This is a genomic window from Streptomyces sp. NPDC097981 (genome assembly GCF_040302565.1).
Lineage (GTDB): Bacteria > Actinomycetota > Actinomycetes > Streptomycetales > Streptomycetaceae > Streptomyces.
The window spans coordinates 97,159-119,689 of record NZ_JBEORW010000009.1 but is presented as its reverse complement, the minus strand read 5'-3'; the positions used below and the strand labels follow the sequence as shown (position 1 = coordinate 119,689).

The 22,531-nt window shown below is 74.4% G+C and carries 18 protein-coding genes and 1 tRNA gene; 7 read left to right on the top strand and 12 right to left on the bottom strand.

Translation table 11 applies throughout. The features are described from left to right. Nucleotides 1-68 precede the first annotated feature (68 nt). Genes ABTY04_RS11545 through ABTY04_RS11525 form a run of 5 tightly spaced genes read left to right on the top strand, consistent with a single transcriptional unit; the run spans nucleotide 69 to nucleotide 8,109 of the window. Nucleotides 69-1,334 carry a hypothetical protein gene (locus ABTY04_RS11545; RefSeq protein ID WP_352213236.1) on the top strand — a complete coding sequence of 422 codons (1,266 nt, stop codon included), beginning with the start codon at nucleotides 69-71 and terminating at the stop codon, nucleotides 1,332-1,334. Next, nucleotides 1,331-4,060 (top strand): serine/threonine-protein kinase, encoded by a 2,730-nt coding sequence (locus ABTY04_RS11540; protein WP_352213152.1) that lies wholly within the window; start codon nucleotides 1,331-1,333, stop codon nucleotides 4,058-4,060. The genes ABTY04_RS11545 and ABTY04_RS11540 overlap by 4 nt, the downstream gene beginning before the upstream one ends. A gap of 3 nt (nucleotides 4,061-4,063) precedes the next feature. Continuing rightward, complete coding sequence (locus ABTY04_RS11535; protein ID WP_352213151.1) at nucleotides 4,064-5,638, top strand: PP2C family protein-serine/threonine phosphatase; 1,575 nt, start codon at nucleotides 4,064-4,066, stop codon at nucleotides 5,636-5,638. A gap of 42 nt (nucleotides 5,639-5,680) precedes the next feature. Continuing rightward, a complete protein-coding gene (locus ABTY04_RS11530; protein WP_352213150.1) occupies nucleotides 5,681-7,006 on the top strand; it encodes a vWA domain-containing protein in 1,326 nt (441 codons plus the stop codon). Nucleotides 7,007-7,050: 44 nt separating this feature from the next. Continuing rightward, a complete protein-coding gene (locus ABTY04_RS11525) occupies nucleotides 7,051-8,109 on the top strand; it encodes an FHA domain-containing protein (protein WP_352213149.1) in 1,059 nt (352 codons plus the stop codon). Between the two features lie 16 nt (nucleotides 8,110-8,125). Here the strand turns inward: ABTY04_RS11525 and ABTY04_RS11520 are convergent, their stop codons facing one another. Next, nucleotides 8,126-9,154 (bottom strand): methyltransferase domain-containing protein, encoded by a 1,029-nt coding sequence (locus ABTY04_RS11520; RefSeq protein WP_352213148.1) that lies wholly within the window; start codon nucleotides 9,152-9,154, stop codon nucleotides 8,126-8,128. A 104-nt stretch (nucleotides 9,155-9,258) separates the two neighbouring features. Between ABTY04_RS11520 and ABTY04_RS11515 the strand changes: the two genes are divergently transcribed. Beyond that, nucleotides 9,259-9,663 carry a globin gene (locus ABTY04_RS11515; RefSeq protein ID WP_352213147.1) on the top strand — a complete coding sequence of 135 codons (405 nt, stop codon included), beginning with the start codon at nucleotides 9,259-9,261 and terminating at the stop codon, nucleotides 9,661-9,663. A gap of 106 nt (nucleotides 9,664-9,769) precedes the next feature. On the opposite strand, the gene ABTY04_RS11510 is transcribed toward ABTY04_RS11515, so the two are convergent. From ABTY04_RS11510 to ABTY04_RS11470, 9 genes are all read right to left on the bottom strand, one after another. Further along, entirely contained in the window at nucleotides 9,770-10,483 is a 714-nt protein-coding gene (locus tag ABTY04_RS11510) for a DUF8010 domain-containing protein (protein WP_352213146.1), read from the bottom strand. After that, complete coding sequence (locus ABTY04_RS11505; protein WP_352213145.1) at nucleotides 10,480-10,947, bottom strand: acyl-CoA thioesterase; 468 nt, start codon at nucleotides 10,945-10,947, stop codon at nucleotides 10,480-10,482. The genes ABTY04_RS11510 and ABTY04_RS11505 overlap by 4 nt, the downstream gene beginning before the upstream one ends. Before the next feature lie 10 nt (nucleotides 10,948-10,957). After that, nucleotides 10,958-12,622 (bottom strand): energy-dependent translational throttle protein EttA, encoded by a 1,665-nt coding sequence (gene ettA / locus ABTY04_RS11500; protein WP_352213144.1) that lies wholly within the window; start codon nucleotides 12,620-12,622, stop codon nucleotides 10,958-10,960. 130 nt (nucleotides 12,623-12,752) lie between these two features. Further along, complete coding sequence (locus tag ABTY04_RS11495) at nucleotides 12,753-12,962, bottom strand: hypothetical protein (protein WP_352213143.1); 210 nt, start codon at nucleotides 12,960-12,962, stop codon at nucleotides 12,753-12,755. Nucleotides 12,963-13,066: 104 nt separating this feature from the next. Continuing rightward, the gene (locus tag ABTY04_RS11490) at nucleotides 13,067-14,731 is read right to left on the bottom strand and encodes a bifunctional phosphatase PAP2/diacylglycerol kinase family protein (protein WP_352213142.1); all 1,665 of its coding nucleotides are present in this window, start codon (nucleotides 14,729-14,731) and stop codon (nucleotides 13,067-13,069) included. A 94-nt stretch (nucleotides 14,732-14,825) separates the two neighbouring features. Continuing rightward, nucleotides 14,826-15,986 carry a thioester domain-containing protein gene (locus tag ABTY04_RS11485; protein WP_352213141.1) on the bottom strand — a complete coding sequence of 387 codons (1,161 nt, stop codon included), beginning with the start codon at nucleotides 15,984-15,986 and terminating at the stop codon, nucleotides 14,826-14,828. A 194-nt stretch (nucleotides 15,987-16,180) separates the two neighbouring features. Continuing rightward, nucleotides 16,181-16,588 carry a single-stranded DNA-binding protein gene (locus ABTY04_RS11480; protein WP_352213140.1) on the bottom strand — a complete coding sequence of 136 codons (408 nt, stop codon included), beginning with the start codon at nucleotides 16,586-16,588 and terminating at the stop codon, nucleotides 16,181-16,183. A gap of 96 nt (nucleotides 16,589-16,684) precedes the next feature. Continuing rightward, nucleotides 16,685-18,529, bottom strand: coding sequence for a GTPase (locus ABTY04_RS11475; protein ID WP_352213139.1), 1,845 nt, complete (start codon nucleotides 18,527-18,529; stop codon nucleotides 16,685-16,687). 4 nt (nucleotides 18,530-18,533) lie between these two features. Next, nucleotides 18,534-20,150, bottom strand: coding sequence for a GTPase domain-containing protein (locus tag ABTY04_RS11470; RefSeq protein WP_352213138.1), 1,617 nt, complete (start codon nucleotides 20,148-20,150; stop codon nucleotides 18,534-18,536). Between the two features lie 331 nt (nucleotides 20,151-20,481). Between ABTY04_RS11470 and ABTY04_RS11465 the strand changes: the two genes are divergently transcribed. Beyond that, nucleotides 20,482-20,554 (top strand) — tRNA-Arg (locus tag ABTY04_RS11465). Between the two features lie 121 nt (nucleotides 20,555-20,675). Here the strand turns inward: ABTY04_RS11465 and ABTY04_RS11460 are convergent. Both ABTY04_RS11460 and ABTY04_RS11455 read right to left on the bottom strand, forming a co-directional pair. Next, complete coding sequence (locus tag ABTY04_RS11460) at nucleotides 20,676-20,909, bottom strand: hypothetical protein (protein WP_352213137.1); 234 nt, start codon at nucleotides 20,907-20,909, stop codon at nucleotides 20,676-20,678. Nucleotides 20,910-20,919: 10 nt separating this feature from the next. Continuing rightward, nucleotides 20,920-22,467, bottom strand: a complete 1,548-nt coding sequence (locus ABTY04_RS11455; protein WP_352213136.1) for a class I adenylate-forming enzyme family protein — start codon at nucleotides 22,465-22,467, stop codon at nucleotides 20,920-20,922. Between the last annotated feature and the right edge of the window lie 64 nt (nucleotides 22,468-22,531).

The window sequence follows — 22,531 nt, the reverse complement described above, 5'->3', positions numbered from 1 at the left end:
CGGTGGCAGAGTCGGAGCCCGATGTCAGGAAAGCGGAGGCGGGGTCGGTGGAGGCGCAGTCGGCAGTGATGGACCGGGACGACGTCGACCGTGCCCTGGCCCGGCTCGGCGCGGAGCACGAGGCCGTCGAGACCTCGCTGCTCGCCCTGCAGGACCACGCCGGCCGCCGGCTGCTGGAGGGCGCCGGGCTGACCGGCGTCACCAAGGAGCGGTGGGCGGCGGCCGATGCGGCCATCACCCGGCTGTGGACGTACTTCGACGCCTACAGCGGGGCGCTGGACGCGGCCCGGGAGATCCGCGAGCGGCGCCGCTGGCCCGGCCGCGAAGAGCTGATCGAGCTGACCGAGCGGCTGCGCGGGCCCGGGGTGCTGATCGCCGGGGCCGCGGCCGAGGGCGCGGCCCTGGCGGAACGGCTCTCGCTCGCCGAGCTGGTGGCCCGGATGAACGAGCTGTACGCGAGCTCGCTGGACGTGGTGGTGGCCGCCGACTCGGTGTGGTCGGCGCTGCCCGCCCGCATCGACCTGCTCGCGGCCGAACTGCACCGGACCCGCTCGCTGGCCCATTCGGTGGGAGTCCGACCGGGTGAACATCCCTCGGGCGACGACCTGGAAGCCATCACCGCCGAGCTGGCCGGGCTGCGGGAGCAGGTGATCGAGGATCCGCTGGCGTTCTGGAATCCGGCGGCCGGCAGTTCCGCGCCGGGCGGCGGCCGTCCCGACACCGACAGGTACGACCGGGCCGCGGTCGCGCTGGAGGACGTACGCCGGGAGATCGAGGCGGTCCTGGCCGTGCGGCAGGATGCCGAGCAGCGGCTGATCGGCCTGCGGGACGTGCTCTCGCGGGCCGACCGGACCCTGGCGGAGGCGCGGACCGCACGCGGCGAGGTGCTGGCGAAGATCGCGGCGTCGGAGGTGCCGGTGGTGAGCGGACCGCCGACGGCGCTCCAGGAGCAGCTGGCGGCGGCAGCCGAGTACCGGCGCCAGGCCCGGTGGCACCGCCTCTCGCCGCTGCTGGAATCGCTGGAGGAGCGGGCGGAGGAGGAACTTCGCCGGGCCCGTGAATCGTTGACGGCGGTGACGGCGCCCTTGGCGGTACGGGCGGAGCTGCGCGGCCGGCTGGACGCGTACAAGGCGAAGGTGGCCCGGCACGGCATGGCGGAGGATCCACTGCTGATCGAACGGTACGACGCGGCCCGGCGGATGCTGTGGAGCGCGCCGTGCGATCTGCGGGCCGCCGAGCAGGCCGTGCTGCGCTATCAGCACGCGACGGCCGAGGCCCTGGCACCGCCGCAACCGCAGTACCGGCCCGAGGGGCCGGGGGAGGAGGACGCATGAGCCTGGTCGGAACCGCGTGCGTTCGCCCCGGCTGCCCGGGGTCGTACGAGGACATGGGCGGCGGCGAGCTGTACTGCGACACCTGCGGTCTGGCGCCGATCGGCGCCGTCGCCGCGGGCGCGGAGGAGCTGGTCTCGCCGCCGACTGGGATGACGAGCGCGGCACGGCACGGCGACGACTCGCAGGGCTCGGGCCGCTCGGGGTCCTCCTCGGCGCGCTCCTCGCGGTCCTCCCGTTCGTCGTCCTCGCGGCGCTCGGTGTCGGGCCGGCTCTCGCGCTCCCTTCCGGGGGTCGGGTCCACCCGCTCGGTGTCGGTGCGCAGTTCGGGTTCGGCGTCCGGGGCCTCGGGGCGCAGCCGGCTGGGCGCCGGGCTGGTCAACGTGCCGGAGGTGCCGCGTCCGGATCCTGCGGCGGCGGTGCTGGAGAACCCGGAGGTGCCGGAGCGCAAGCGGTTCTGCTCGCGCTCGGACTGCGGGGCTCCGGTGGGCCGGTCCCGCGGGGACCGGCCGGGCCGGACCGAGGGCTTCTGCACGAAGTGCGGGCACCCGTACTCCTTCGTGCCCAAGCTGCGCGCCGGGGAGGTCGTGCACGGCCAGTACGAGGTGGCGGGCTGCCTGGCGCACGGCGGCCTCGGCTGGGTGTACCTGGCGGTGGACCGGGCCGTCTCGGACCGGTGGGTGGTGCTCAAGGGCCTGCTGGACACCGGGGACCAGGACGCGATGGCCGCGGCGATCTCGGAGCGGCGCTTCCTCGCCGAGATCGAGCACTCCAACATCGTGCGGATCTACAACTTCGTGGAGCACCTGGACCAGCGGACGGGTTCGCTGGACGGGTACATCGTCATGGAGTACGTGGGCGGCAAGTCGCTGAAGGAAATCGCGAACGAGCGGCGCAGGCCCGACGGCCGCCGCGATCCGCTGCCGGTGGAACAGGCCTGCGCCTACGGGATCGAGGCGCTGGAAGCACTCGGGCACCTGCACAGCAGGAACCTCCTGTACTGCGACTTCAAGGTCGACAACGCGATCCAGCAGCAGGACCAGCTGAAGCTGATCGACATGGGCGCGGTGCGCCGGATGGACGACGAGGAGTCGGCCATCTACGGCACCGTGGGCTACCAGGCGCCGGAGGTGGCGGAGCTCGGCCCCTCGGTCGCCTCCGACCTGTACACCGTGGCGCGGACGCTGGCCGTCCTGACCTTCGACTTCCAGGGCTACACCAACGTGTTCGTGGACTCGCTGCCGGATCCGGAGCACATCGAGGTGTTCGGGCGGTACGAGTCGTTCTACCGGCTGCTGGTCCGGGCGACCGACCCGGATCCGGACCGGCGGTTCTCGTCCGCGCAGGAGATGGCGGACCAGCTGACGGGCGTGCTGCGGGAGGTCGTCGCGCTGCAGACCGGCCGCCCGCGGCCGCAGCTGTCCACGCTCTTCGGGCCGGAGCTTCGGGTTCCGGACACCCGGCTGTTCGCGGACGCGGCCGGGGCCGAGGTGTCCCGGCTGGGGGCGCGGACACTGCCCGGTCCCGCGGCGGGACTCAGGCTCGGGCGCAGGCCCGGGCTGTCTGCGATCCGGCACGCTCCGGCGGCTGCGCCCGCGGCGCAGGCCGCGGCCCCTACGGGGATGCCGGGGGCGGCGGCCCTGCCCGCGCCGCTCGCCACCACCGCGACGCACAGGGCCGGCGGCCCGGCCGGGGCCGCCGCGGCCGCCCGCGGGCCCGCCGTGCCGGCGGCCCGTCAGGCCCCGGCGGCCGGGCCGGTGTCCGCACCGGCACCGGCACCGGCACCCGTCGTACACCCCACCGAACTGGCCGCGTTGGACGCCCGGGGCATGGCGCTGGCCCTGCCGGTGCCGCTGGTGGACGCGGGCGACCCCAACGCCGGCTTCCTGGCCGGGCTCCTGGCCACCGCGCCGGGCGACCTGCTGGGCACCCTGCGCTCGGCGCCCGCCGACTCGGCGGAGCTGCGCCTGCGCGAGCTGCGGGCCCGCCTGGAGCTCGGCGAACTCGCCGCGGCCGGAGCCGCCCTGACCGGCCTGGAAGCCCGGCATCCGGACGACTGGCGGGTGGTGTGGGCCCGCGGGATCGCCTCGCTGGCCACCGGCGACGACGAGATAGCGGCACTGTCCTTCGACGCGATGTACGACGCCTTCCCGGGCGAGCCGGCACCGAAGCTGGCGCTGGGCCTGTGCGCCGAGATCCTGGGGCAGTTGGACAACGCCGCCGAGTACTACCGGCTGGTCTGGATCACCGACCCCGGGTTCGTCAGCGCGGCGTTCGGACTGGCCCGCGTCCAACTCGCCTCGGGCGACCGGTCCGGGGCGGTGCACACGCTGGAGTCCGTGCCCGAGGCATCGATCCACTACACCGCCGCACGGGTGGCGGCGGTACGGGCACGCCTGCGCGAGCGGTCTCCCGAAGAGGCCCTTCTGCCGGATCTGGCGGCAGCCGCCGCGCAGGTGGAGGCCCTGGAGCGGTTCGACCTCGACCCGGTGCGCCACGAACGGCTGTCGACAGAGGTTCTGGGCTCGGCCCTGGACTGGGTACTGTCGGGTAGCCGGGGTTCCGACCCCGGCCGGACCTCGCTGCTCGGCAGTCAACTGGACGAGCGGGGCCTGCGCTTCGGCCTGGAGCGCTCGTACCGCGCGCTCGCGCGGCTGGCGCAGCGGGGCGAGGACAGGATCGAACTGGTGGAGCGGGCAAACCGTTTCCGTCCCCGGACGTGGGTGTGAGTGATGTCGATGCATCGGCCGTCTGGCTGCCCCAGCTGCGCGGAGCCCCTTGAGGAGGGTGACCGTTTCTGCGGCGTCTGCGGCTCGCCCGTGTCCGCCGCGCCCGCTCCCGTGTCCCGGGACAATCCGACCCTCCCGCTCCCGACGGCCCCGACCGGCGGGTACGCCCTCGCGGAGCCCGCGCCCGGGTGGGGCAGTGTCGCGGCCGGGGTGGCGCCCACGCTGGTCGGGGACGGCGCCGGCTGGTCCGCACCGGCGGGGCCGGCCGCCGAGCCCGCCGCGGAGCCGGCCGTACGGCCCGGGCCGGTCCCGCCCCCCGCCGCCGCACGGCCGGTCGCGGAACCCGTCGTACCGCCGCCGCCACCGCCAGTCGCCCAGCCCGTACCGCCGCAGGGCCCCGCGTACGGCGCACCCGATCCGGCGGGCGGCGGCGAGATCCGCCACGACCGGCCCGGCAGCACCCCCACCCCGCACGACGGGACCCCCTGGGGCGCGGCCGAAGCCCCGTACGGCACCGCGGGACCGGGGCACGAGGACCCGTACGCCGCCGGCGCCCCTCAGGGCGGCGCCCCCGCCCCGGCCGCCGGTGACGGCGGCAAGACCTGTGTGGCCTGCCGGGCCGGGCGGGTCGACACCGACGGGTACTGCGAGCACTGCGGGCACGCCCAGCCCCGGGAGCGGGACCACGTCGAAGAGGAGCTCGGCAGCGTCGCCGCCGTCAGCGACCGGGGGCTGCGCCACCACCGCAACGAGGACTCGTTCGCGGTCTCGGCCACCGCCCTGCCCGACGGCTCGGCCGCGACCGTGGCCATCGTCTGTGACGGCGTCTCCTCCGCCAGCCGCCCCGACGAGGCATCGGCCGCCGCGGCCGGCGCCGCCAACGAGGCGCTGCTCGACGCGCTCCCGCGCGGGGCCCACCCCCAGGAGGCCATGCACGGCGCCATCCTGGCCGCGGCCGCCGCCGTGAACGCCCTGGCCCCGGAGGTCCCCGGCGCGCAGAACGCCCCCGCCTGCACCCTGGTCGGCGCCGTCGTCAGCGGCGGCCTGCTGACCATCGGCTGGGTCGGCGACAGCCGCGCGTACTGGGTTCCGGACGACCGCGACGCGATGCCGCGCCGCCTCACCGAGGACGACTCCTGGGCGGCCCAGATGGTCGCGGCCGGGCTGATGGGCGAGGCCGAGGCCTACGCGGATGTCCGCGCCCACGCCATCACCGGCTGGCTCGGGGCCGACGCGTACGACCTGGAGCCGCACACCGCCACCTTCAAGCCGGACCACGCGGGCGTGGTGGTCGTCTGCACCGACGGCCTGTGGAACTACGCGGAGTCCGCCCAGGACATGGCCCAGGTGCTGCCCCCGGACGCCGCCGCCCGCCCCCTGCACAGCGCGCAGGTGCTGGTGGGTCATGCCCTGGACGGGGGCGGCCACGACAACGTCACGGTGGCGCTCGTACCGTTCGCCGCGCCGTCCGGCGCGCACGCGACGGAGTCGACGGCGGCAGCTGCGGCAGCTGCGCCGAGACCGGAACGGCAGCAAGCGGAATCGGAAACGGAATCGGAAGCACGCCCTCAGGCCTGATCCACCCGTCCCGCACCAGTCCTTCTCCCAGGAGTCCAGCCGATGGCGAACTTCGCCAAGCCGAGCGCGCCTCGCTTCAGCGTGGACGTGTACCAGAACGAGTTCCTCCCCGAGGGCGGGCGGGAGGTCCACGCCATCGTCACGGTCACCTCCACGGGCGGCGCCACCGCCACCCGCGCGGCGGCCGCCCGCGGCTCCGCCGCCGTCGTGATCATGGTCGACTGCTCCGGGTCCATGGAGTACCCGCCGGACAAGATGCGCGGCGCCCGCGAGGCCACCGCCGCCGCGATCGACACCCTGCGCGACGGCACCGCCTTCGCCGTCATCGCCGGCACGCACGTGGCCAAGGAGGTCTACCCGGGCCAGGGCCGCCTCGCGGTCGCCGACGCGGCCACCCGCGCCCAGGCCAAGGAGTCCCTGCGGGCGCTGAGTTCCGGCGGCGGCACCGCCATCGGCACCTGGCTGCGCCTCGCCGACGGCCTGCTGCGCCAGTCCTCCGCCGCCATCCGGCACGGCATCCTGCTCACCGACGGCCGCAACGAGCACGAGGACCCGGCCGTGCTCCGCGCCACCCTCGACGCCTGCGCGGGCCGCTTCACCTGCGACGCCCGCGGGGTGGGGACCGACTGGGAGGTCAAGGAGGTCACCGGCATCGCGAGCGCCCTGCTCGGCACGGCCGACATCGTGGCCGACCCGGCGCACCTCACCGAGGACTTCACGCTCATGATGGAGAACGTCATGGGCAAGGAGGTCGCGGACGTCGCGCTGCGCCTGTGGACCCCGGTCGGCGTCGAGATCCAGTACGTCAAGCAGGTGGCACCCACCGTCCAGGACCTCAGCGGCCGCCGCACCGAGGCGGGTCCGCGCGCCGGCGACTACCCGACCGGGTCCTGGGGCGACGAGTCCCGCGAGTACCACGTGTGCGTGCGGGTGCCCACGGCGTCCGTCGGACAGGAGATGCTGGCCGCCCGGGCCACGCTCCTGCTCCCCGGCGCGCCGGGCGAACCGCCGGCCACGCTCGCGCAGGGGCTCGTCCGGGCGGTGTGGACGGACGATCTGGCCGCCTCCACCGCCATCAATCCGCAGGTCGCGCACTACACGGGTCAGGCGGAGCTCGCGCAGGCTATCCAACAGGGGCTGGAAGCGCGCAAACTGGGCGATGTCGACGGCGCCACGGCCAAGCTGGGCCGTGCCGTGCAGCTGGCCAGTGCCTCGGGAAACACGGACACGGCCAAACTGCTGGCGAAGGTGGTGGATGTCGTCGACGCGGCGGCGGGTACTGTGCGGCTGAAAGCGAGGGTCGCGGACGCCGACGAGATGACTCTTGAAACGCGTTCGATCCAGACCGTCCGAGTGAAGAAATCCTGAGAAGACCTGACGCGATGACGCAGGCTGAAGGGGGAAGAGCCGCCATGCCGACCTGCCCGAACGGGCACCAGTCCGCCTCCGACGACTGGTGCGAGGTCTGCGGCCACCGCATGGCTGCCGCCGCGGGCGCGCCCGCGGCGCCCTCTTACGGCTACGGCTACCCTCCCACCACCGGTGAGCCGACCGCCCAGGCGGAGCTCTGCCCGCAGTGCCGGACCCCGCGCGAGGCCATGGCCCCGTTCTGCGAGGAGTGCCGCTACAACTTCCTGACGCGCTCGGCGACCTCGTACGCGCCGCTGGGCACGGATGCGGGAGCCGTCGGCGGGAACGGCGCCGCGGCCGCTGTGCCGCCGCCTCCGCCGCCGGCGCCGCCGGTCCCCGTGCCGGCGCCGGCGCCCTTCGCCCAGGACCACTTCGAGTACCAGGGCTCCCGGCCGTCCCGGGTCAACCGGCCGGCCGAGCCGCTCCAGCGCGAGGACGACTGGCTGCTTCCGCCTCCGTCGCAGGAGCAGCAGCCGCAGGCCCAGGCCCAGCCTCAGCCCCAGCCGCACCAGTCGGCGCAGCAGCAGTACCAGCAGCAGCCCCCGCCGCCGCAGGAGTATTCGCAGCCGGAATTCCAGCCGCAGCACGAGTACCAGCAGGCTCACCAGCCTCAGCAGCAGCAAGCCCCGCGGCCGCCGTTCCCGCCTCAGAGCAGCGGTGCCTGGAGCGCGACGATCGGCCCCGACCGCTCGTACTTCATGGCGATGATGCAGCGCAGCGGCCCCGAGGCGGCCGGGCTCAACCTGCCCGCGTACTCCCCGGAGCAGCATCTTCCGCTCTCCGGCGGCCAGATCACCATCGGCCGCCGGCGCGCCTCGACGGGCGAGGCCCCGGACATCGACCTGTCGGTGCCGCCGGAGGACCCGGGCGTCTCCCACCAGCACGCGGTGCTCGTCCAGCAGCCCGACCTGAGCTGGGCGGTGGTGGACCAGAACTCCACCAACGGCACCACCATCAACGGCGGCGAGGAGCCGATCCAGCCCTACGTCCCGGTCCCCCTCACCGACGGCGACCGTGTCCACGTGGGCGCCTGGACCACGATCACCATCCGCCGGGGTTAGTTCCCGGTTCGGTCCGCTACTCCCCCAGGGGCCAGACGTACGGGCCCTGGGGGTCGTCGAGCCACGACCACTGCCCCTCGGCGCTGACCGTCACCCCGAACCTCTCCCGCCCCGGCCGGCCCTCGCCGCGCCACAGGTCCAGGGCCTCGCGGGGGTGCAGTGCGCCCGCGGTCAGCACGAGCATGAACTGGAAGCGCTCGTTCTCCACCAGCTCGAACGGGAGCCCGTACGGCACCCCCGGCGCCGTCGGCGAGGCCGTGGCCCCGCGCAGCGGGACGAAGTACGCCGAGGTGTGCAGGAAGCGGCCCTCCGCGAAGTCGGCGTCCCGGACCCTGAGCGCGATCAGCCCGGTCGACAGCGGGGCCAGGATCCGCGCACCGGGCCGGCACTGGCCGAGCCAGGCGTGCGGGACCAGCGGCAGCGTGCACGTCACCAGGATCCGGTCGAACGGGGCCCGGGAGGGGCAGCCGCGCGCCCCGTCCCCGGTGACCACGACGGGGTGGTAGCCGAGCCGGTCCAGGTGCGCCCGCGCGGACTCGGTGATCTCCTCGTCCAGGTCCACCGTGGTGACCCGGTCGTCGCCGAGCCGGTGGCAGAGCAGCGCCGCGTTGTAGCCGGTGCCTGTGCCGATCTCCAGCACGTTGTCCCCGTCGCGGACGTCCAGCGCGTCCAGCATCTTCGCCATCAGGGACGGCTGGCTGCTGGAGGAGACCAGCTCGCCGTCGCGCAGCCGGGTGGCGAGCGGGGCGTCCGTGTAGACCCCGCGCAGCCAGCGGGCCCGGTGGGCCGGGTCCGGGTCCTCGCCCCACAGCCGTTCGTGGCCGGCCCCGCGGCCGGTGAAGAAGTACGGGACGAAGACGTGCCGGGGCACCGCCGCGAAGGCCGCCCGCCAGGCCGGGTCCTCCAGTACCCCGGCGGCGGTCAGCTCCCTCACCTGCGCGGCGTGGGCGGCGTCCCGCAGGTCCCGCGGCCCGGTGTGCGCGGCGCGTGCGGGGTCGGCGGTGCCCGGGGCCGTGCCCGCGGGGCGTCCGGAGTGTGCACCCATGGCTCCACTGTCCTGCGACCGGGCCCTGGAGGCGAACGGGGGTCCCGCGAGCCGGTGGTCCTAAGACCTCCGTCCTCCTTCCGGGCGTCTGAGACGATGGTCGGGTGAATGAGATTCCGCGGGGCACGCTTCAGGAGCAGACGTTCTACGAGCAGGTGGGCGGCGAGGAGACGTTCCGCCGTCTGGTGCGGCGCTTCTACCAGGGGGTCGCGGAGGACCCGCTGCTGCGCCCGATGTACCCGGAAGGGGACCTCGGCCCCGCCGAGGAGCGGTTCGCCCTGTTCCTGATGCAGTACTGGGGCGGCCCGAACACGTACAGCGAGAACCGCGGGCACCCGCGCCTGCGGATGCGGCACGCCCCCTTCCAGGTGGACGCGGCGGCGCACGACGCGTGGCTGGCGCACATGCGCGTGGCGGTGGACGAGCTGGGCCTGGCGCCGGAGCACGAGGCGCAGCTGTGGCGGTACCTGACGTACGCCGCCGCATCGATGGTCAACACCGCGGGCTAGCGGGTCCGGGAGCCCGTACGGGGCTTCCGTACCCGGAACCCCGAACGGAGCGCGGGACAGACGAGCCCGGCCCGGGGGCGCGGCCCTCAGGGCCGCAGGCCGGGGGCTAGAGCGGCCTGACCTGGAAGGCGCCGAGGCCGCCGGCACCGCCCGGGCGGCGCATGGCGATCGAGCCGTACGGGGTGCGCAGCCGGAGCCAGCCGCCGGAGGCGAGCAGGGCCACCGGCTCGGGGGCGGCGGGCGCGGAGGCACCACTCGCCACGGCCGACCGGACCGGCCGCAGGAAGCCGAGGGACTGCGCGGCATGCACGGCGCGCAGCGGGAGCTCGGTGTCGCCCAGCGTCCGGGACCAGATCTCACGGCCGATGCGGTCCCGCTCGGACCGGGTCCGGTGCTGCGGGGGCAGGGCCTCGTCGCGGGCCCGGAACTCGGCGACGGCGGCGCCCACGGCGGCCCGTATCTCCGCGGGACCGGGCAGCCCGGGCAGCTGGTGCCAGCCGCCGCGGGGCGGGAGCACCCCGGTCCAGGGCGGGCCGGTGACCGGGCCGGGGACGACGGCGCCGGCGGCGGCCTCGTCCACGGATTCCAGCAGCTCGCCGGCGGACACGGTCACGTCCAGCGGCTGGGAGACGGGCACGGCGAGGCGCACCGTGCGGACGGCCAGCACCTCGAAGGACGCCGGCCGCCCGAAGACGGCGAGCGCGCCGCCGCCGGCCTGGAGGCGGACCGCGGCGGCCCGGTCGTAGTGGAGCAGCCGGCCCAGGAAGGCGGCGAGGTCCGCCGCCTCCCCGGAATCGGCGAAGCGCAGCTGCCCGGTCATGCCGCCAGGCGCCTTTCGGCGCCCTTGGGCTTGCCGGCCGGCTCGTCGAGGTACTCCTCCAGGAAGCGCCTCTCCTCGGCCGAGATGCGGCGGGGCCGCCCCTCGGCGAGGTTGAACGGCACGACCACGGTCTCCGCGCGCACGTAGACCGTCTCCGGCCTGTCCTCGGTCGCCTCGTCCTTGACCTCGTAGCGGATGGTCAGGGAAGCGGCGCCTATCCGGGTCACCCAGGATTCGATGAGGACCGGCTCGTGACGGTGCACGAGGGGCAGCTTGTAGTCGATCTCGTGGCGGGCCACGACGGATCCGCCCGTGAAGGAATCGCTGCCCTCCCCGGGCGCGAGGCGGAACATGAAGTCGATCCGCGCCTCCTCCAGATAGCGGAGGAAGACGACGTTGTTGACGTGCCCGAAGGCATCCATGTCCGCCCAGCGCAGGGGGCACCGGTAGTGGTGTCTGGCCATGGTTCCGGCCTCAGCCTCGCGTGAGCTTCTTGTAGGTGGCACGGTGCGGACGGGCCGCGTCCGGGCCGAGACGCTCGATCTTGTTCTTCTCGTACGACTCGAAGTTGCCCTCGAACCAGTACCACTTGGACTCGCCCTCGTACGCCAGGATGTGCGTGGCGACCCGGTCGAGGAACCAGCGGTCGTGGGAGATGACCACGGCCGCGCCGGGGAACTCCAGCAGGGCGTTCTCGAGCGAGGACAGGGTCTCGACGTCGAGGTCGTTGGTGGGCTCGTCGAGGAGCAGCAGGTTGCCGCCCTCCTTGAGCGTCAGCGCCAGGTTGAGGCGGTTGCGCTCACCGCCGGACAGGACGCCGGCCGGCTTCTGCTGGTCCGGGCCCTTGAAGCCGAAGGCGCTGACGTACGCGCGGGACGGCATCTCGACCTGGCCGACGTTGATGTAGTCCAGCTCGTCCGACACGACCGCCCAGAGGGTCTTCTTGGGGTCGATGTTGGCGCGGGACTGGTCGACGTAGCTGACCTTGACGGTTTCGCCGATCTTGACGGAGCCGGAGTCCGGCGCCTCCAGGCCCTGGATCATCTTGAAGAGCGTGGTCTTGCCGGCGCCGTTCGGGCCGATGATGCCGACGATGCCGTTGCGCGGCAGCGTGAAGGACAGGTCGTCGATGAGGACCTTGTCGCCGAACGCCTTGGAGAGGTTGTTGACCTCGACCACGATCGAGCCCAGACGCGGGCCCGGCGGGATCTGGATCTCCTCGAAGTCCAGCTTCCGCATCTTGTCCGCCTCGGCCGCCATCTCCTCGTAGCGGGCGAGACGGGCCTTGGACTTGGTCTGGCGGCCCTTGGCGTTGGAGCGGACCCACTCCAGCTCTTCCTTGAGGCGCTTCTGGCGCTTCTCGTCCTTGCGGCCCTCGACCTTGAGGCGGGCGGCCTTCTTCTCCAGGTACGTGGAGTAGTTGCCCTCGTAGGGGTGCGCGCGGCCGCGGTCGAGTTCGAGGATCCACTCGGCGACGTTGTTCAGGAAGTAGCGGTCGTGGGTGACGGCGACGACGGCACCCGAGTACTTCGAGAGGTGCTGCTCCAGCCAGTTCACCGACTCGGCGTCGAGGTGGTTGGTGGGCTCGTCGAGGAGGAGCAGGTCCGGGGCCTCGATCAGCAGCTTGCAGAGCGCCACGCGGCGCTTCTCGCCACCGGAGAGGGTGGTGACCGGCCAGTCCCCGGGCGGGCAGCCCAGGGCGTCCATGGCCTGCTCCAGCTGGGCGTCCAGGTCCCAGGCGTTGGAGTGGTCCAGGTCTTCCTGGAGCTTGCCCATCTCGTCGAGGAGGGCGTCCGAGTAGTCGGTCGCCATCAGCTCGGCGACCTCGTTGAAGCGCTTCAGCTTCTTCATCGTGTCGGCCGCGCCGTCCTGGACGTTCTCCAGGACCGTCTTCGACTCGTCGAGCTTGGGCTCCTGCATGAGGATGCCGACGGTGAAGCCGGGCGACAGGAACGCGTCACCGTTGGACGGCTGCTCCAAGCCCGCCATGATCTTCAGAACGGTGGACTTACCGGCACCGTTCGGGCCGACCACACCGATCTTCGCGCCGGGCAGGAAGTTCAAGGAGACGTCATCAAGAATCACCTTGTCGCCGTGCGCCTTGCGCGTCTTGCGCATGGTGTAGATGAACTCAGCCAAGAGAAACCGTCCGGCAGATCGATGGGTGGGCAGATACACCCCATCTTGCCGTACGTCCATCCCCCGGGGGAAACCCGTATGGTCGCCGGGGGACGTCCCCGGACCGCCCCGTGCGAGACGTTCCGGCAGGTCAGCGGAGGCGGAGGGCGCCCGAGGCCTGCTCCTCGAAGATCTCCGTGAGGATGTCGAACAGGGTCGGCCCCAGGCCGCCGCGCGCCTGCGCGAGCTCCCCGGCGACGCTCTCGCGGTTCGTCGGGGGCAGCGCGCGAGCACGCCCTCCGGGCGGCGGGCGGTCTCCGCACGGCCGAGGGACCGTCGGGACAGCTCGTGGTCGCGCCACTCGACCACGAAACCGCCGTCGTCCGGGGTCTGGAAGTCCTCCGGCATGGCGATACGGCTGCGTAGGGCCGGGCCGGCCAGGACCGGGACGCGGGCTGGGGCTCCTCACCCGGGGCGGTAGACCGTCAGGGCGTCGGGCAGGGTGTCGAGGACGAGGGCGGCCGGGGCACGGGTGTACTCGCCGTCGTACGCGAGCGGGGTGCCCGGCGGGATGTCGCCGATGCGGAGGCTGCGCAGGCGGGTGGCCGTGTGGACGGGGGAACGGCTCAGCGGGCCCGTGAGGGCGGCGGCGAGCAGGCGCGGGCCGGGGCGGCCGCCGCCGTGGACGAGGCGGACGTCGAGCAGCCCCTCGCCGAGGCTGTCACGGCGGCGGGGCGTGGCGCCGGTGCCGTGGTAGGTGCCGTTGCCGGCGAAGAGCAGCCAGACGCTCCGGGGCCGCCCGGCGAGCCGGAGTCGTACGGGGTGCTCCGCGCGCAGCACCTTCGAGGCGGCCAGGATCCCCGCGAGGCCACCCCCGATCCGCGGCGCCCAGCGCAGCCGGTGCCGCAACAGCTCCGGGTAGGCGCCGATGCTGAAGGTGTTCAGAAAGTACCCGGAGCCACCGTGCCCGGTGCCACCCTCTCCGGCGTGGCCGCCACCGCCCCCGGTGCCTGGCCCGGGGCCCCCCTCGGCGCCATGCCCGCCACCGCCCCCGGTGCCTGGCCCGAGGCCCCCCTCGGCGCCATGCCCGGTGGCCGCCCCGGCACCGTGCGCGGGGCCGCGCTCCGGGCCGTGCGCGGTGCCGGTTTCGGGCCGGGGGCCGGGGGTGAAGCGGCCCACGCTGACGCGGACCGCGCGGCCGGCGGCGAGCGCGCGGCAGGTGTCCTCGGCTCCGGCGAGGCCGAGGTCCAGCGCGAAGTGGTTGAGCGTGCCGCCGGGGAACACCGCCAGCGGCACCCCGGCCCGCAGCGCGGCGGTGGCGGCCGCATTGACCGTGCCGTCACCGCCGCACACCCCGAGCACAGTGGACCGGGCGGCCGCCGCCGCCAGCTCCGCGGGCAGCTCCGGGCCCTCGCACCCGACCACCTCGGCCTTGGGCAGTCGGGCGCGCAGTACGTCGAGCCCGACGTCGTCGGCCGTGCCCGACCCGGTGTTGACCACCACGGTGAGCCCGGCCCCGTCCGGCAGCGCGGGCGCCTCGGCGGCCGTCCGCTCGCCGCCCGGCACGACCCTGGCCTCCTCCACCACGCGTGCGAGGCGGCGTACGACGAAGCCTGCGGCCACGCCCAGCGCCGCCCCCGCGGCCACGTCGGACGGGTAGTGGACCCCCGTGTACACGCGGGAGAACGCCACCGAGACGGCCAGCGGGGCCACCACGGCGCCCCAGCCCGGCGCCTCCAGTGCCAGCCCGGTGGTGAACGCGAACGCGGACGCCGAGTGCCCGGACGGGAACGAGGTGGTCTGCGGCTGCGTCACCAGCCGCCGCACCTCGGGCACCCCTTCCAGCAGCGGCCGGGGCCGGCGTACGGACCACTTGCCGACGGTGTTGACGGTCGCCGAGGCCAGCGCCAGCGAGGCGGCCCCGCGCAGCGCGGCCTTGCGGGCGCCGGCCGAGCCGAGGACCGCGATCGCCACGGCGGCCCCGCCCCACAGCACCCCGTGGTTCGCGGCCCGCCCGAGTCTCGGCAGTACCCGGTCGCCCGCGGGCCAGTGCCGGCGGGCCACCCCGTCGAACAGCCTCCGGTCCCACCGCGCGGCGGCGCCCCGCCAGGTCAACTCCTGATCAGCCATTTCCAGCGCTTACCCGGACCTCCGCCCCCGGAATCAGCACCCCCCGCCATCCGGCCCCCGGCCCGCCCCGGTGCGGACGTCGGCTAGCCCACGGCTAGCCCTCCTCCTCGTCCAGCGGCCGCTTGCGGAGCAGGAGGACCACCAGACCGCCCAGTACCACCAGGCCCACCGCCAGCGAGGCGATGACCGGGGTGGCGGCCGAGCTGCCGCTGGTCGCGAGCCGCTCCTCGTCCGGGATGGGCACCGACGAGGCCGCGGCGGTGGCCCGCGCCACGGCGGGCGTGTCGCCGGTGGTGCCGGCCTGCACTGCGACGGGCTGCGGCCAGACCGCGCTCGCCACCGCGGCCGCCGCGGACTCGCTGGAGCCGGCCACGATCTGCGCCTGGGCCGACACCCCTCTGGTGAAGACCCGTCCGACCGGCACCTTGGTGGAGCCCTGGACGGTGACCGAGGCCGAGCCGTCCGGGATGCCTGCGGGGACCTCGAAGTACAGCCGGCTCCCGTTGGCCGCGGTGGTGAGCGGTCGCCCGTCCGCGTCCACCACTCGCACCCCCATGGCCACGGCCGCCGCGTCGGGGGTGACCGTCACGCTCTGCGCCCCGGTCCGCACGGTGACCGGCCCGAGACGGGTGCCCGCGGGCCCCGACACGGTTTCGGGGTCCAGCCCCAGCGAGGCGGGCGGCTCCGGCAGCTTGCCCGCCGACCGCTGGAGGTACTCGGCCAGCTTCTCCGCCGCCGGGTCGGCCGCCTCCACCTGCGCCCCGTCCGCCAGCCGCCAGATCGCCACCTGCGTCCCGGCGGCCGCGCTCTCCGCGGTCAGGGTCCCGGCGCCGGCCGCCTTGGCCAGTCCGGCGAGATCGTTCAGCTGCGGATAGGAGTGCTCCAGGACCCAGCGGATCCGGCCCGCCTCCCCGTTCCCGGCGAGCAGGCTGCCGTTCCAGCCACTCTCCGCGTACCGGGCCTGGGGCTGGGCGTTGCCCGCCACGCCGACCCCGTACGTCTGCAGCATCCCGCCGCCGTCGACCCGCATCTCGTAGAGCCCGGCCGGGATCTGCCGGACCGACCCGTCCTTGGCGTGCAGGACCGCCTGCCCGTACGTCTTCAGCCCGTCCAGCACGGCGCTCGCGCCCTCCGGTGTCCGGGGCACAGGCGCCCCGGAGTCGGCGGCCGCCCGCGCTGCCGGGGCGGCGGCCAGGGCCGCGGCCAGCAGCGCCGCCGCCAACGGCCGCCGCGCGGAAGCCCGTACGGGCCCCACCGCCGGAACAGACGCAGCAGACACGGCAGGCGCAACAGAAGCGGCAGGTGGGGCGGGAGCGACGGCAGAAGTGAGCGAAGAAGGAACGGAATCAGGAGCGGAGGATGCGGGAACGGAAATCGACACAGTCTTCCCCTTCGGGCCAATGACCCAGGTGCCCGTGAGTACCGGGGAATCCTAACCGCCTCGAACACTCAGACCACCGTCACCTTCTGAGCGGCCATCAGCGGGGCATCCGCCTTGACGATCCGCCGGAATGCCGCCGTCCCCCGGTTCAGGTCGTGGCCGACGGCGGTCGCGTCGATCTCCGCCGAGAACCACCGGTTGCCCTCCGCGTCGGGCGGATCGTCCCGCACCCGCAGCCGCCCGTGCACCACCAGCGGCTCCCCCACCGCGACGGAACCGGCCAGGTTCACCGCGAGCGTGCGCCGCGCCCACACGGTGTAGAAGCTGGTGGACCCGTCCGTCCAGGCCTCCTTGCGCCGGTCGAAGTACCGCGGCGTCACGGCGAACCTGAACCGCGTCGACGGCCCGTTCACCGTCTCCTTGTAGTCGATCTGCGTGGCCACGTAGCCGACCAGCGTCACCAGGGTGTCGTTCATCCCCGCCGCCTCCCCGCATCCGTACCCGCACGGACGATCCGCACCAGGTACGCCCCATGCTGGCGCGGCTCCCCGATTCCCGCTCCGGCCTGTGGACTACTCGCGGGTTGTGGACAACTTCGTCCCCCCTGCGGACACCGTCGCGTACTGTTCGCGCACCTCCCGGTAGCGCAGCAGCTCCGCCGCGACCGGCTCCAGCACCCGGGCCCGCCCGCAGCCGGCCGCCGCCTGCCGCAGCCGCCGCTCCGCTTCCTGCCCGTACCGCCTCGCCGGGCCCCGGGCCGCGATCGAGCAGGCCCACTCCACCAGCGGCCCGCCGACGATGCCCGCCGCCATCAGCAGCACCGGCGGCATCAGCCTCGGCTCCAGGACCCCGACGATCTGCCCGACCAGCCACAGCCCGCCGAAGATCTGGAGCAGCGTCATCGCCGCCTGCGTCAGCACCGCCGCCGGCCACCACTTCGGGCGTGGCGGCTTGGCGCGCGGCACCGCGACCGCCGACCCCAGCGTCACCGCGATCTCGTCCAGCACCTCCGGCAGTTGCGCGGCCCCGCGCACCGCAGTCTCCCGTACCGCCTGCGCCCAGGCGTCGGGCAGGCCGCCGGCCGCCGCGTCGGCGACCGCCCGTACCGCCTGCTCCACCCGCTGGCGCGCGGTCGCCCCTTCCTCGACCGGCGCCTCCGGGGCCGCGGGGCCCCGGCCACCGGTCACCGCCAACGCGGCCAGCGTGCGCGGGGCGCGCCGGTTCTCGTACCACCGCCACAGCCGCAGCCACGGGGTCCCGCACGCCTTCCCGGCGTTGCGCCGCCAGGCCCGCTCCGCGGCGAGCCCGGCCGCGTACGCCCCGACCGCCTCCGCGAGCCGGTCCTCGAACTCGGCGCGCGCCGCCTCCCCGATCTCCGGCCCCGGATGGCCGTCGGCCACGTACAGCGGGCGCAGGCGCAGGGCGGCCCGGTCGACATCGGCGGAGATCCGCCGGGTCGCGGCACCCCTCTCCTGGGTGAACTGTGCGAGGAGGTCCCGGAGTTCCCCGACGCCCTCGCCGGTCAGCGCCGACAGGCCGAGGACGGTGGCGCCGGGCTCGTCGAACTCGCCGAGGGCGATGCCGTCGTCGTCCAGCAGCCGCCGCAGGTCGTCCAGTACGAGGTCGGCCGACTCGCCGGGCAGCCGGTCCACCTGGTTCAGCACGACGAAGGTCACCTCGGCGTGCCCGGCCAGGGGCCGCAGGTACCGCTCGTGCAGCACCGCGTCGGCGTACTTCTCCGGGTCGACCACCCACACCACCGCGTCGACGAGGGCGAGCACCCGGTCCACGTGGTCGCGGTGGGCACCGACCGCGGAGTCCAGGTCCGGCAGGTCCACCAGGACCATCCCGCGCAGCGCTCCGGTCCCCGAGGTCTCGCGCGGCCGGCGGCGCAGCCTGCCCGGGATCTCAAGGCGGTCGAGCAGCCCGGCCGCGCCGTCGGACCAGCTGCACGCGATCGGCGCGGCGGTCGTCGGCCTGCGCAGTCCCGTCTCGGAAATCTGCACTCCGGCGAGTGAATTGAAGAGGGTGGACTTGCCGCTTCCGGTGGCTCCGGCGATGGCGACGACCGTGTGCTGCGGCGACAGCCCGCGCCGCGCGGCCGCCTCGTCCAGCACCCGGCCGGCCTCCGCGAGGGTCTTGCCGTCGAGCCGGGTCCGGGAGAGCCCGACCAGCTGGCGCAGCGCTTCGAGGCGTGTGCGCAGTGCCTGCCCCTCGGAGCTGAGCGGCGGCGAGGGCGTCTTGCCCCCGTCGCTGCCGGCGCCGGAGACGGCGCGGACGAGCGCGTAGTCTCCGGCGCCGCCCTCACCGCCCTCGTCCTCGTCGTCGATCCCGCCGACGCGGCGCGAGCGTGCGATGAACCCGTCGTCCCAGCGGTCGTCCCAGCAGTCGTCGGTGCGGTCGGTCACGGCGGTCACCGCGTCACCTCTCCTTCTGCAGCAGGGACAGCGCGGCGATCAGCTCGGCCTGTGGTTCCGGGGTCACTTCGAGCGCCTCCAGCGGGGCCAGCCGGCGGTCCCGTTCGGCACGCAGCACCTGCTCCAGGTGTTCGGCGACCAGTTCGCCGCCCCGCTCGCGCAGCCGTACGGCGGCCTGTACGCCGATCCGCTCGGCGAGCTTCTCCCCGGCGGGCCGGGCCCGCTTGCCGCCGAGGAGAGCCGCGACCAGCAGGGCGGCGACCCCGTCGGGGTCAGGCGCGGGCTGTCTGGCGAGCCGGGAGACATCTTCCTCGGCGAGTTCCTCCAGTACGCGCCGCCAGCGCCGTACGGCCATGCCGATGCGCTCCCCCGCTTCCCTGTCGGGGCCGGGCAGTTGCACCGCCCCGGCGGCCGGCTCGCGGCGCCACGCCTCGGCGATCCGCTCGTCGGCGGCGGCCACCGCGCACTGGAGCAGCGCGGCGAGCGACTCGGCGAGCGAGTCGAGCAGTTCGTCGGCGCTGGTGTCGAGGGGGTAGCCGCGCCACCGGGTCAGCGCGTCCCCGGCCAGTACGGCGCCCTGGTCGAGCCGGTTGCGGACCCGCCTGCCCTCCCTCTTGTACGCGTCCTCCACGGCCGAGGTCAGCCGTACGGCGGCGGCGTGCTGGGCGGCGACGGCGGACGCCAGCTCCGGCATCCGGCGGCCGAGGGAGTCCAGCGCGCCGACCGCGGTGCGCCCGACGGCGTACTGCCGGGCCGCCGGGTCCTGCGCGTGGTGGGCGAGCCACGCGTACAGCGGGGCGACGGCGCTGGCGGGCAGCAGTCCGCCCCCGCCTGCCGATTCGGGAAGCTCGGGCACCGTGAACCGCGGTACGTCGCCCAGCCCGGCCCGGTTGAGCAGGGCACCGTACTGCCGCGACACTTCGGCGAGCACCTGGTGCGGTACCCGGTCGAGGACGATGATCAGGGTGGCCTTGTACTGCTTGGCGGTGCGCAGCAGGTGCCAGGGCACGGCGTCGGCGTACCGCGAGGCGGTGGTGACCATGACCCAGACGTCGGCGGCGCAGATCAGCTCGGCGGCGAGTGTCCGGTTCTCGACCACGAGGGAGTCGATGTCGGGGGCGTCGAGGATGGCGAGCCCGCGCGGCAGGCCGGCGACGGTCTCGATGCGCAGCTCGCGGGTGGCGGCGGTGCTGCCGTACCCCGGGTGGGGGGAGCCGCAGCGGGCGGCGGGGAGCGGGTCGTCCTCGCCGTGCGGGGCCCAGACCCGCATCAGGTCGGGGAGCACCCGCATTCCGGCGAACCAGTGATGGTCTTCCGGATGGCAGACGAGCACGGGGATCCGGGTGGTGGGCCGCAGTACGCCGGCCTCGCTCACCTGGCGCCCCACGAGGGAGTTGACGAGAGTGGACTTACCGGCCCCGGTGGACCCGCCGACGACGGCGAGCAGCGGCGCCTCGGGCGCCCTCAGCCGGGGTACGAGGTAGTCGTCGAGCTGCGCGAGCAGCTCGGCTCTGGTCTGGCGGGCGCGCGGGGCGCCGGGCAGGGGCAGCGGCAGACGCACGGACGCGACCCGGTCGCGCAGGGCGGACAGGGCATCGAGCAGCTGAGGCCGAACATCCAAGGTCACCACATGCGAAGAATGCCCAATTTGGGGCATTTTTTGAAGCTTATACGTCCTCTGCGCGCCGACCGCAACTCCAGCGGATCTTTCGGGCACAGCGGACGAGTGGGACGCAGGCATAACGAGTGCACAACACCAGGGGCGCCGCGGCGCAAAAGCGGTGCGAGAATCGCACCTGCCTGCGATTATCGGGACCGCTTCACCGAACCTCCACATCGTGGCACGCGGGTGAAGCAACCGGGACAAGGCAACCGGAGCCCTATCCTTGACCCGGCACGGACGACAGTCCCACCCCCACCCCGGGGCTCCAGGCCGCCACGGCCACCTTCCGGCCCCCGTAGCTCAGTGGATAGAGCAGGTGCCTTCTAAGCACTTGGCCGCAGGTTCGAGTCCTGCCGGGGGCACTCAGACGAAACCCCTCCCTCGGGAGGGCCTTGCTGCCGGCCGGGGGCGATTTTCCGGACCCGGCGTAGCCCGCACCTGGCATGGCTTTCGGGCCTGAGCGCATCTGCCCTGGTGGCGGGATCAGCTTGCGTTCATGCCGCGGTCCGGCCAGCGACCGGATTCCGTGCGGAGTGCGCTGATCTTCCTCGACGCCTTCACCGAGAGGTAGTCGTGATCGCCGTCGTCCACGGCGGAGCCGCGGGACTCCTTCTGCAGGGTCAGCCTTCGCGTGAATGCGTCCGGGTCGTCGCCGAATGCGTACCGCACCACGGTCGAGTCCTCGAAGACCCTGCGGAAGTACACGAGTCCGGCCACTGCACACCCCTCACCCTCTTCGTCGCCGCCCATTGTGGATCACAAGGTCGCTCGCCTCTTCGCGCAGGCGGCGTTTGTCCGGCTTGCCCCGGGGGGTCAGGGGGATCTCCCGCCGCCAGAACACGGCCGTGGGGCGGTGGGCCGGGGCGAGGGCCTCCAGGACCAGGTCACAGGCATCGGCCGCCGTCGCGGCGTCGGGGTCCCGGCCGGGGGCCGGGACCAGGAAGGCGCAGACCTCCTCCCCCGTCAGGGGGCTGTGGCGGCCCACCACCACGGCCTGGGCGACCGCGGGGTGGCGGGCCAGGGCCGCTTCGACCGGGAGGCAGTAGACGTTGTCCCCGTCGACCATGACCACGTCCGCGACCCGGTCGTCGAGGTGGAGGTATCCGTCCGCGTCGACGTGCCCGAGATCGCCGGTGCGCAGCCATCCGTCCCTGATCGCGGCAGCCGTCAGATCGGGCCGGTTCCAGTAGCCCGCCATCCTCGCCGCGGACCGCGTCCACACTTCGCCCGTCCGCCCGGCGGACAGCGCCCGGCCGTGCGCGTCGCGTACCTCGACCTCCACGCCGGGCACCGGGCGGCCGACCGATGTGAGCAGCCCCGGACGGCCGGCCACGGCCTCCTCGTGGTCGGCGGGAGTGAGGCGGCAGATCACCGCGGCCTCGTTCATGCCGTAGCCCTGCTGCCAGCGGCAGCCCCAGCGGGTCACGGCCTCGCGCAGCCGCTCGGGCAGGATCGGGGCGGCTCCGTACGAAACCACGCTCAGCCCGGGGATCCCGGCGGCCGTCGCCGGATCGTCCAGCAGGCGGTACACCATCGCCGGCATCAGGTACGTCGACACGGGACCCAGCCGCGCGCAGGCGGCCGCGAACTCCCGGGTGCCGAAGGCGCTCTGCACCTCCACCCGGCCCCCGGAGCGCAGCTGTTCCAGGCAGCGCCCTCCGGAGCGCTGGGCGAGGGAGGTGACGGAGACGTACGTCAGCCGGTTCCCGTCGACGCGGCCCCCGCCGCGCCCGCCGCCCTCGCGGTCTGCCCGGCCGTCGGTGCGGGCCGCCAGCGCGCGGAACGTGGACGCCACGCCCTTGGGCACGCCGGTGGTGCCACCGGTGTACGTCACCCGCGCCACGTCGTCCTCCCGCGCCCGCACGGGCAGCGGCGTCCCCTCCCGCTCTGCCGCCGCCCGCAGCAGCTCGTCCAGAGCGAGCCGGGCCACCCCCGTGTCCGGCACGGGCGTGTCGTGCACGACGAGCCGGGGCCGGCAGTCCCGCAGCACGAACTCCACCCCGTGGGTGTACGGATCGGTGACGATCTGGGTCAGCCGCGCGCCCAGCACGTGCGCGGCCAGCCGCACCGGCAGCACCTCCGGCCGGTTGCCGCCGAAGACGCAGGCCAGGCCCGTCGCCGGCCCGACCCCTCGGTCCGCCAGCGCCCCGGCCAGCCGGTACACGAGGTCCAGCAGCTCCGAGAAGGTCAGCACGGCGACGCCGGAACCGAGCGCCGGCCGGTCCGCGTACCGCTCCAACGCTGCGACCAGGTCCGTGACATGGCGTGCGGTCACGCCCACCGCCTCTCCCAGGGTGGAGGCGACCGTACCGGCTCCGGCCGCCTGGCGCCTCCCCGCC